Raw genomic sequence first — 10,410 nt, 5'->3', positions numbered from 1 at the left:
CCTACCGGACCCTGGGTTCCGGTAGGTCGCCGGGGACACGCCGGGCCCCGCTTGGCCTACGTGTCACCCGGAGTTCACCCGCCCGCACTTCGCGCGCATCAGCCTTGCCCCGCGGGGTCGTTATGCTCGCGACATGGCCGCTCTCAGATGGCTCACCCCCCGTAGGCAGTCCGCCACCGAGCGGAGCGTGCTGGCCGGCCAGGCCGCCGCTGCCGCCGCGGAGGCTGCGCTGGCGACGAAGCCCCGGCCCGAGGACGTACACGAGCACGTACCCGGGCCCGCACCCGAAGGCACAGCTGACGCCGCGTCAAAGAAGCCGTCGCAACCGGCGGAGCCCGCCTTCCCGGTCGAAGGCGACCCGCGGGCCGCCGCGTTCTTCGACCTCGACAACACCGTGATGCAGGGCGCCGCGCTCTTCCACTTCGGACGCGGCCTGTACAAACGGAAGTTCTTCGACAAACGGGACCTGCTGCGGTTCGCCTGGCAGCAGATGTACTTCCGGATGGCGGGCCACGAGGACCCCGAGCACATGCAGGACGCCCGCGACAGCGCGCTGTCCATCGTCAAGGGCCACCGTGTCGAGGAACTGATGTCCATCGGCGAGGAGATCTACGACGAGTACATGGCCGGCAAGATCTGGCCGGGCACCCGCGCTCTCGCCCAGGCCCACCTCGACGCCGGTCAGCGGGTCTGGCTGGTGACCGCGGCGCCGGTGGAGACCGCGACCATCATCGCCCGGCGGCTCGGCCTGACCGGCGCACTGGGCACCGTCGCGGAGTCCGTCGGTGGCGTCTACACCGGTCGGCTGGTCGGCGAACCGCTGCACGGTCCCGCGAAGGCCGAGGCGGTACGGGCGCTGGCGGCAGCCGAGGATCTGGACCTGTCACGGTGTGCCGCGTACAGCGACAGCCACAACGACGTGCCCATGCTCTCCCTGGTCGGCCACCCGTACGCCGTCAACCCCGACAGCCGCCTGCGCAAGCATGCCCGGGCCCAGGGGTGGCGCCTGCGCGACTACCGCACCGGCCGCAAGGCCGCCAAGATCGGCATCCCGGCCGCCGCCGGGATGGGCGCGGTGGCCGGGGGCGCCGCCGCCGCGGTGGCCATCCGCCGCCGCGCGCAGTAGTCGCGTCCCCCGGCCGGGCACGGGCGGTCGGACGCCGGCCCGGCACGGGCGGTCGGACGCCGGCCCGGCACGGCGGTCGGACACAGGTCCGGCACGGCGGTCGGACACAGGTCCGGCACCGGCAGTTGCACACAGGCTCACATCAGCACAACACGCACTCCCCCTGACCTTTCACGAGCAGAAATGGTCAACTAAGGCCACACGTTCGATAATTGCTCGATCATCATTCCGCATCTGAAGTGGCGGAAACGGCGATTTGGGCAACTCGGTGTAGCGTCGCCTGTACGAAGCGTTATTCTCCTCAGACGCATTCCGGTACCCACGCGTCGCCACGACGGGTGAATGGTCCCGTACTGCACGTGATGGAAGTTCTGCCTCTGGGAGTCCCGTGTACCCACACGACGGGGTTGACACCTCCGGCCTGGCTGCGTTGCGCGCACTGGTGCTTGACCGCCTGATGCGCACGGTCCCCGCGTACGCCATGCCCGCCCTCGCCACGTCCGGTCCCATCGTCCCAGGCCCGGCGTACGCGCTGGCCGAGATCAGCACCACCGCAGGCAGACGTACCCGCAACAGCCCCCACCACGCCGCCCAGGGCGGCGCCCACAGCGCCCAGCCCGCGGCGCAGAGCACGGCGCACTCCGCCGCCCAGGGCACGCCCGCCCGCCGGCCCGCCTCCGACACCGACAGCGGCCGGATGATGGACCTGGTCGAACGCGCACAGGAAGGCGAGACCGAGGCCTTCGGCCGGCTCTACGACCACTACTCCGACACCGTCTACCGGTACATCTACTACCGGGTGGGTTCCAAGGCGACCGCCGAGGACCTCACCAGTGAGACGTTCCTGCGCGCCCTGCGCCGGATCGGCACCTTCACCTGGCAGGGCCGCGACTTCGGCGCCTGGCTGGTCACCATCGCCCGCAACCTCGTCGCCGACCACTTCAAGTCCAGCCGGTTCCGCCTGGAGGTGACCACCGGCGAGATGCTCGACGCCAACGAGGTCGAGCGCAGCCCCGAGGACTCGGTGCTGGAGTCGCTCTCCAACGAGGCTCTGCTCGCCGCCGTCCACAAACTCAACCCGCAGCAGCAGGAGTGCGTCACCCTGCGCTTCCTCCAGGGTCTCTCGGTGGCCGAGACCGCCCGGGTGATGGGCAAGAACGAGGGCGCCATCAAGACCCTCCAGTACCGTGCGGTCCGCACCCTGGCCCGCCTCCTGCCGGACGACGCGCGGTGAGGCCGCGTCGTACCGGTCCGCGCCGGCGCACGCCCGGCCGCGGCCCGGTCGTCCGCTCCGCGTAACCCATCCGGCCCGGCACTCGTTGCATCACGTGCAGACACTTCTGTGCCGTACGTCGAGCACCGCCTGTCACTCCATCAGGTGGACGGCGGTCCGGAGCACAACCTCCGGGCGGTGCGGGGAGTCGAGTGTGTGGGATGACGAGAGGAGGTGCCGCCCGTGTTCGGACAGGCAACGGCACACCGCCGGGCGAACGCCTTCGCCCAGGCCCTTGAGCGCCAGGCCGCCGAGAGCCAGGCCGCCGAGGGGCAGTCGGCCGACGGCCAGGTTCCGGAGAGCCGACCCCTTGGGAACGCCCCCGTCCCCGGTGACACCACCGGCGAGCACGGCGGGCGCCACGAGCACGGCGCCCATGCCGCACCCCGGCACGCCGATCCCGAACAGGCCGCGATGCTCGCGCTGGCCGCGTCCCTCAGCAACCGGCCGCGCCCGGTGCTGGACGCGGAGAAGAAGACCATGCAGCGGGCCCAGTTGATCGCCGCGATGGAGCAGGCCCTCGCCGACGGCAGTTTCGAGGCCGGGGGCCGCGTCCCCGAGCAGCGCGCCGAGGGCCGCGGCGGCAACCGCGCCGCCGGCCTGCGCACGTTCGGCCCGCGCTCCAGGCTGTCCCGGCGGCTCGCGGTGGGCGGCCTCACCGTCGGCGTCGCGGCCGGCGCCTTCGGCGGAGTCGCCGCGGCGAGTACGGACGCGCTGCCCGGCGACACCCTCTACGGCCTCAAGCGCAGCATGGAAGACCTCCGGCTGGACCTGGCCGGCAGCGACGCCTCCCGCGGCAAGGTCTATCTCGACCTGGCGTCCACCCGCATGCAGGAGGCCCGACGCCTGATGGACCGCGGGCGCGGCGGCACGCTCGACGACGAGTCGGTCGGCGAGGTCCGCAAGGCGCTCTCCGGCATGCACCAGGAGGCGTCCGAGGGCCACCGGCTGCTCAGCCAGGCGTACCAGGAGGACGGCTCCCTCCACTCGATGGCACTGCTCAACTCCTTCGCGCAGGCACACCGGCAGAGCTGGAGCGACCTGCGCGGCAAGCTGCCCAGCCAGCTCACCGACGTCTCCGACCAGGTGAGCTCGGTCTTCGACGCCATAAGCAACGAGATCGCGCCGCTGGAGTCGCTGCTGCCCGCGCCGAAGGACAGCGGCAGCCCCGCCACGCACGGCAGCGACCGTACCGGCTCCGGCGACAGCGGAAGCCAGTCCCACGGCACCGGTACGGCCAGCCCGTCCGCCCCGACCGCCCCCCGCGGTCAGGCGAGCCCGCCCAGCGGCACCGCCAGCCCCTCCCCCTCCGGCACCACCGGCGGCCTCATCGGCGGTTCCGGCGACCTCCTCAGCCCGCCCACCGCCGGCTCTCCGACGACCTCCGGCACGTCCCCGACCAACCCCACCACCTCGCCCAGCCACTCGGTCATCCTTCCCCCGCTCCTGCCCGGCCTCCTGCCCGACCTGGGCTTCACGGAGCCTGACGGGGAGCCGTAACCGCTACGGCTCCCCCTGCGTCAGAAAAACACCGACCGCCGCTGCACCAACAGTTCGTACAGCGTGTGCTGGACCGGCTGAATCCTCCCCACGCCGCCCTCGCACTGCTCGGCCCCAGAGGGCCTCCCAGGCTTCGCCCAGCCGCGCCGGACTCCGTCCAGCGACACGACCCCGCAACCCGGGACGGCCCACCTCAGCTCAGAAGAACACCGACCGCCGCTGCACCAACAGTTCGTACAGCGTGTGCTGGATCGTCTCCCGCACCTGGTCGGTGAGGTTGAAGACGAGCATGGGGTCCTCCGCCGACTCCGGGGGATAGCCGTCGGTGGGGATGGGGGTGCCGAACTGGATCGTCCACTTGGTGGGGAGGGGAATCGTGCCGAGCGGGCCGAGCCAGGGGAACGTGGGGGTCAGCGGGAAGTAGGGGAGGCCGAGGAGACGGGCCATCGTGCGGGAGTTGCCGAGCATCGGATAGATCTCCTCGGCGCCCACGATGGAGCACGGCACAATCGGCTTCCCCGTCTTGAGCGCGGTCGCCACGAAGCCACCCCGCCCGAACCGCTGGAGCTTGTACCGCTCGGCGAACGGTTTACCGAGGCCCTTGAAGCCCTCCGGCATCACCCCGACCACCTCGCCCCGCTCCAGCAGCAGCTGCGCGTCCTCCGTGCAGGCCAGGGTGTGCCCGCCCTTGCGGGCCAGTTCGTTGACGCCGGGCAGCGCGAAGACCAGGTCCGCCGCCAGCAGCCGCAGGTGGCGGTCGGCCGGGTGGTGGTCGCGTACCGCGATCTGGGCCATCACCCCGTCCCACGGCAGCGTCCCGGAGTGGTTGCACACCACCAGGGCGCCGCCTTCCGCGGGGATGTTCTCGACGCCCTTCACCTCGACCCGGAAGTACTTCTCGAACAGCGGCCGGAAGAGCGGCATCAGGACCTGCTCGGTCAGATCCTCGTCGTACCCGAACTCGTCGACCTCGTACTCCCCGGTGATCCGGCGCCGCAGAAAGGCCAGCCCGGAGGCGGCCTTCCGCTCCCAGCCCCCGCCGAGCAGCTTGTCGGCGAGCCCGGAAAGGGCATCGGTGAGGGACAGGGCCTCGGGCTCCGCGGGCTCTTCCCCGGGCTCTTCCGGGCCCGGGTCAGGTCCGGGGCCCTCCGCCGCCGCGGGCGACTCCGGCACCCCGGCCCCCGGTGCCTCCGCCGCCTCCGGCCCCTCGGACACCGCCGCCTCGGACACCCGCGCCTCCGCACCCCGGCCCTCCGCCGCCAGCCCTTCGGGCACCGCCTGCGCCGGGATCTCCGCCACTTCGGGCACGGCCGTCAGCGGCCCTTGCTCCGCCGTCGCGTCCTCCGCCTGGCCCGCACCTCCGGTCGCGTTCCCGGAAGCCTTGACCGCCGCGTTCCCGGCCGGCGCGGCGGCCTTCCGGGACCGCGGCCGGGAGCGCCCCCCGCCCCGCCGCGTCCGCGAGTCCTCGTCGAACGGAATGACCTTGGCGTCCGCCATGGCTCCTGCTCCTTCCGCTGAGGCCTGCTGTCGGGCGGTCATACGTGATCGGAGACGTCGTCGGGCACGCGGCGCGGTCCGGGCCCGGACACGTCGTGGGAAACCCGGCCGGCGTCGCGCCCGCCGTGCGTGCCGTGGGCCTCCCGCGCGGCCTGGGCGGGCAGCGCCGCCGCCAAGCGGTCGACGGCACGCGCCAACCGCTCCGGCGGCAGCAACCCGGGCCCGCGGCTGCGCGCGAAGTCGTGGAACGTCTCGGCGGTGGTGTACGTCGGCACGAAACCGAGCGTCTCACGCATCTGACGGGTATCCACCACCCTGCCATGCGTCAGCAGCCGGATCTGTTCCCGGGAGAAGTCGGTGATGCCCGCCGTACGCAGCACCTGCCCGACCCAGGTGACGGCCGGCAGGAGGAAGGGCACGGTCGGCTTGCCCAGCCGCCGCGCGGTCTGCGAGAGCAGCAGCACCCCGTCGCCGGCGACATTGAACGTGCCGCTGTTCAGCGTGCCGCGCCGCGCCTCCAGCGAGGCGACCACCAGCACGTCCATCACGTCGTCCTCGTGCACGAACTGGAGCCGGGGGTCGTACCCGAGCACCGTCGGCAGCACCGGCAGCGTGAAGTACTCCGCCAGCGGCGTGTCCGCGTGCGGCCCGAGGATGTTGGCGAACCGCAGCACCGCGACCGCGACATCCGGCCGCCGCCGCGCGAAGCCCCGTACGTACCCCTCGACCTCGACCGCGTCCTTGGCGAACCCGCCGCTCGGCAGCGACTTCACCGGCGTCGTCTCGGTGAAGACCGCCGGATCGCGCGGCGCGGCCCCGTAGACGCTGGTCGTGGACTTGACCACCAGCCGCTGTACGGTCGGGGCCTTCTGGCAGGCGCCGAGCAACTGCATGGTGCCGATGACGTTGGTCTCCTTGGCCTGGGTCCGGCCGCCGGAGCCCAGCGGGGTGCCGCTGACGTCGAGGTGCACCACGGTGTCCACGGACCGCTGGGCGAGGATCTTGCCGATCATCGGCTGCCGGATGTCGGCCCGGATGAATTCGGCGTCCCCCAGGTCGTGCTCCGGCGCCACCACGTCGACCGCGACCACCCGGTCGATCCCGGGCTCCCGCTGCACGCGCCGGACGAAACGGCCGCCGAGCTGCCGCGCGACCCCGGTGACCATAACCACCTTGCCCACGATCAGCGCCTTCCTAGGGGGATGTTGCCACCGTACCGCCACTGCCTCGCGGTGTGACGACGCCCCGCCCGCCGCGACCCGCCCCTGACATACCGCTGCCCCCCTCCCACGCCCGGAGGCGGTGGAGGGGGGCAAGGGCAAGAGCGGCGGAAGTTCGCTTACTTCTTGTTACGGCGCTGCACTCGCGTCCGCTTCAGAAGCTTGCGGTGCTTCTTCTTGGCCATACGCTTACGCCGCTTCTTGATGACAGAGCCCACGACTACCCTCGCTTCGGTTTCACTCGGTGCGGGGCGTCCGAGCCCACACGACCTACGTCGGCCAAGCCTACCCGTCCGGAGAGGGCGAGTGTAACCAGGGCCCACGCTGTCGGTCACCAGCCCGTTACCGGGCTTTGCAGCGGGCCTTCTCAGGCAGATTCCACCCCCACATAGGACTCGCGGAGGTAGTCGTGAACAGCCTGCTCCGGAACCCGGAAGGACCGCCCGACGCGGATGGCCGGCAGATGACCGCTGTGCACCAGGCGGTACACCGTCATCTTGGACACTCGCATCACCGCCGCCACTTCAGCGACGGTGAGGAATACGACCTCGTTGAGAGGCCGGCTTTCGGTTGTAACCATGACACACCTGAACCTTCCGCACATGACGCCACCGGCTTCCCCTCCGGCGACTCCAACAGGCATGTGCGCTCCCCACCAGATTAGGGGCGCGTGATGCAAGTGGGGAAGAGGAGTTGCCCATGGTTGATTACTGTGAGAGCCACGCCCGATGGAGTACGTACCGGGTAAGCGGCCGGTAGTAATCGGACCGGACAGTGTCATCCAGTGGTACGGCGACCGAAACCCGCCCCTCGGCCTCCGCGACGAACACCGCCGGATCGTCGGAGTCCGCCAGGCCGATCGCTTCAAAACCCAGCTGACCTGCACCGCAGATGAATCCGTGGTCCCCGACCACCAGTCCGGGCAGTACTCCGCCCTGCTCGACGGCGGCGGCCAGGGCGGCTCTGACCGGCAGCGGGGAGTGCGTGTGCGCCCCCGGCCCGCCTCCGTCCCCGTCCACCGGCCGGACCACCGCCACGCCCCCCACGTACCAGAGGCTGTGCCGGCGTACGCCGAACTGCGTCGGCATGTCGACGCATCTGCCGTACGCCGGGGTGAGGATCACGCAGCCCGCCGCCGACAGAGCCGCGGCCAAGGATGCATAGAAGCCGAGCAGGCGATGCGGGTGGCCGGTGCCGAGCAGCACCGGAACCCGGTCGTGCGCGGCGCGCCCCAGGCGCTCGGCGAACGCGTCCAGCGCGGCGACCGTGCAGTCCGGGTCGATCACGTCCTCGCCGTCGGTGTGCCCGGGATCCGGAGAGACCCCGCAGCGCTCGGCCATCAGCCGCAGCAGCTCACCGGTCCCCCACTCCCCCTCCGGATCCAGCCCCAGCGTCTGCCGCGGGTCCCGGGCCGCGAAACCCCGATAGCTCAGCAGACTCTTCTCCCGGGGTGTGGCCACTCGCCCCGCCAGCCTCGCCGCCACCAAATGCGCCCGCAGGGCACCAACACTCAGCACCCCCTGATCCTCCCGACCCCCCTCCTCCACCGGGCGCGAATGCTTCGAAATCGCCCCTGGAGGGTGACGCCCCGCGGGGGTGTGCGGTTGCGACGACCCCTGGACGATGCCCGAGGGGATCCGGCGGAAGGAGCCGCGCCTACGGCAGGAGGCCGTGGAGGGGGAAAACAGCCCGCCGGGTCGCCAGGATCGCCTGGTCCAAACGGCTCGCCGGGTCGTACCCGGAGTCCTCGAAGCTCGCCCACTCCGGAACGCGCCCATCGGTCATCCGCAGCGGCGCCGTCGCCCGGGTACGCGCGAAGACCCCCTCCCGCCACTCCGCGGGAACGTGCGTCTGCGGAGCGATCGGTACGCCCGCCGCGATCGCCACCAGATGCGTCCAGGTCCGCGGCACCACGTCCGTCACCGCGTACCCCCCGCCGCCCAGCGCGACCCACCGCCCCTGCGCGTGCTCGTGGGCGAGCGCGTGACACGCCTCGGCCACCACGCGCTGCGCGTCCAGCGACACCGCCAGGTGCGCCAGCGGGTCCTCGAAATGCGTGTCGGCCCCGTGCTGGCTCACCACCACCTGCGGCCTGAACGCCGCCACCAGCTCCGGCACCACCGCGTGGAACGCCCGCAGCCACCCGGCGTCCCCCGTCCCGGCCGGCAGCGCCACATTGGCGGCGCAGCCCTCCGCCGCGACCCCGCCGGTCTCCTCCGGCCACCCCGTCTGGGGAAAGAGCGTCATCGGGTTCTCGTGCAGGGAGATCGTCAGCACCCGCGGGTCGTCCCAGAAGGCCGCCTGCACCCCGTCCCCGTGGTGCACGTCCACGTCCACGTATGCCACCCGGTCCGCGCCGAGCTCCAGCAGCCGGGCCACCGCGAGCGCCGCGTCGTTGTAGACGCAGAACCCGGCCGCGGCCCCCGGCATCGCGTGATGGAGACCGCCGGCGAAGTTCACCGCGTGCGTGACCTCCCCGCGCCACACCGCCTCCGCGGCGCCCACGGACTGCCCCGCGATCAGCGCCGACGCCTCGTGCATGGCGGGGAACGCCGGGTTGTCCTCGTTTCCGATCCCGTACGACAGATCCGCGGCCCGCGGATCGGCGGACGCGGCCCGTACCGCGGCCACGTAGTCCGGCCGGTGCACCAGCGCGAGCGTCGACTCCCCGGCGGCCGGCGCCGCCACCACCTTCAGCGCGCCGTCCAGACCGAAGGCCCGTACGAGATCACGGGTGAGCGTCAGCCGCACCGGGTTCATCGGATGCCCGGGGCCGAAGTCGTACTGCGTGACCTGCTCGTCCCACATCAGCTGCGCGCGCCCGCTCATGGCCGACACCGTACCCGGCGGACCTCGCCGCAAAAGCTCCGGCGTACGGCAGTGTCGCCGCTACCAGGACGATCACCGCTCGAGTGGTGCCAGTCCTCTCCCCGGCACGTTCCCGCGCTCGCCGCGGGTTCAGCGCGAAAGCAGGCCGGGGAGGTCGGCCATGCTGCGGAACCGCCCGGTCGCCGCCGCCAGGCGCTCGGCGGGGGTCATCGCCGTGAACCCGAAGACGTCCATCCCCGCGGCCCGCGCCGCCTGCACCCCGAGCGGACTGTCCTCGACCACCGCGCACCGCTCCGGCGCCACCCCCATCGTCCGGGCCGCGTGCAGGAAGAGGTCGGGCGCCGGCTTTCCCCGGCCCACGTCCTGCGCCGAGAAGATCCGCCCCTCGGTGAACCTGTCGTACAGTCCCGTCGTCCTGAGCGCCCGCCGAATCCGTTCGTGCGCCCCGGACGACGCCAGGCAGAACGGAACCCCGTCCACCGCCAGCTTCTCCAGTACGACGCCCACGCCGTCCACCGCCCGCAGCTCCTGGTCGTACGCCGCGAACAGCCGCGCGTGGTACTCCTGGTCGAACCCCTCCGGCAATCGCTTCCCGGTCCGCTCCCGGACCAGGTCGTGAACCCGGTGCAGGGCCGCGCCCAGGAAATCGCGGATCGAGTCCTCGTACGTGGTCGGGTGACCGATCTCCGTCAGGTAGCCGGCCAGGATGCGGTTGGCGATCGGTTCGCTGTCGACGAGAACACCGTCGTTGTCGAAAATAACCAGTTCATACGGCACGGGACCACACGGTACACAGGTGCGGCGAAACGCAAAATGGCCCCGGGTCCCGTGGAATACACGGGAGCCGGGGCCCACTATTTGTTCGGCGGTGTCCTACTCTCCCACAGGGTCCCCCCTGCAGTACCATCGGCGCTGAAAGGCTTAGCTTCCGGGTTCGGAATGTAACCGGGCGTTTCCCTAACGCT

General features: G+C 71.7%; 10 protein-coding genes and 1 rRNA gene. 3 read left to right on the top strand and 8 right to left on the bottom strand.

The window, feature by feature from the left end:
* The first annotated feature begins 133 nt into the window (after positions 1-133).
* From VIW71_RS20445 to VIW71_RS20435, 3 genes are all read left to right on the top strand, one after another.
* Positions 134-1,126: an HAD family hydrolase gene (locus VIW71_RS20445; RefSeq protein ID WP_331623862.1), complete on the top strand. Its 993-nt coding sequence runs from the start codon at positions 134-136 to the stop codon at positions 1,124-1,126.
* Between the two features lie 388 nt (positions 1,127-1,514).
* Positions 1,515-2,360, top strand: coding sequence for an ECF subfamily RNA polymerase sigma factor, BldN family (locus tag VIW71_RS20440; RefSeq protein ID WP_331623861.1), 846 nt, complete (start codon positions 1,515-1,517; stop codon positions 2,358-2,360).
* Between the two features lie 222 nt (positions 2,361-2,582).
* Positions 2,583-3,899: a DUF5667 domain-containing protein gene (locus tag VIW71_RS20435; protein WP_331623860.1), complete on the top strand. Its 1,317-nt coding sequence runs from the start codon at positions 2,583-2,585 to the stop codon at positions 3,897-3,899.
* Positions 3,900-4,097: 198 nt separating this feature from the next.
* On the opposite strand, the gene VIW71_RS20430 is transcribed toward VIW71_RS20435, so the two are convergent.
* From VIW71_RS20430 to rrf, 8 genes are all read right to left on the bottom strand, one after another.
* The gene (locus VIW71_RS20430; protein WP_331623859.1) at positions 4,098-5,396 is read right to left on the bottom strand and encodes a lysophospholipid acyltransferase family protein; all 1,299 of its coding nucleotides are present in this window, start codon (positions 5,394-5,396) and stop codon (positions 4,098-4,100) included.
* Positions 5,397-5,434: 38 nt separating this feature from the next.
* On the bottom strand, positions 5,435-6,577 hold the full coding sequence (locus VIW71_RS20425; protein WP_331623857.1) for an NAD-dependent epimerase/dehydratase family protein: 1,143 nt from the start codon (positions 6,575-6,577) through the stop codon (positions 5,435-5,437).
* 158 nt (positions 6,578-6,735) lie between these two features.
* Positions 6,736-6,834 (bottom strand): 30S ribosomal protein bS22, encoded by a 99-nt coding sequence (locus VIW71_RS20420; RefSeq protein ID WP_003948845.1) that lies wholly within the window; start codon positions 6,832-6,834, stop codon positions 6,736-6,738.
* Between the two features lie 149 nt (positions 6,835-6,983).
* Entirely contained in the window at positions 6,984-7,196 is a 213-nt protein-coding gene (locus tag VIW71_RS20415) for a helix-turn-helix domain-containing protein (RefSeq protein ID WP_331623856.1), read from the bottom strand.
* A 127-nt stretch (positions 7,197-7,323) separates the two neighbouring features.
* Positions 7,324-8,133 carry a phosphatase gene (locus VIW71_RS20410; RefSeq protein ID WP_331623854.1) on the bottom strand — a complete coding sequence of 270 codons (810 nt, stop codon included), beginning with the start codon at positions 8,131-8,133 and terminating at the stop codon, positions 7,324-7,326.
* 139 nt (positions 8,134-8,272) lie between these two features.
* Positions 8,273-9,445, bottom strand: coding sequence for an acetoin utilization protein AcuC (locus VIW71_RS20405; RefSeq protein ID WP_331623853.1), 1,173 nt, complete (start codon positions 9,443-9,445; stop codon positions 8,273-8,275).
* Between the two features lie 129 nt (positions 9,446-9,574).
* Positions 9,575-10,222 (bottom strand): HAD family hydrolase, encoded by a 648-nt coding sequence (locus tag VIW71_RS20400; RefSeq protein ID WP_331623852.1) that lies wholly within the window; start codon positions 10,220-10,222, stop codon positions 9,575-9,577.
* 83 nt (positions 10,223-10,305) lie between these two features.
* A 5S ribosomal RNA gene (gene rrf / locus VIW71_RS20395) occupies positions 10,306-10,410 on the bottom strand; the annotation flags it as partial.

This window comes from Streptomyces sp., from assembly GCF_036524955.1.
In the GTDB taxonomy this organism is placed as follows: Bacteria; Actinomycetota; Actinomycetes; order Streptomycetales; family Streptomycetaceae; genus Actinacidiphila.
This window is presented reverse-complemented; position numbering and strand designations above follow the sequence as displayed.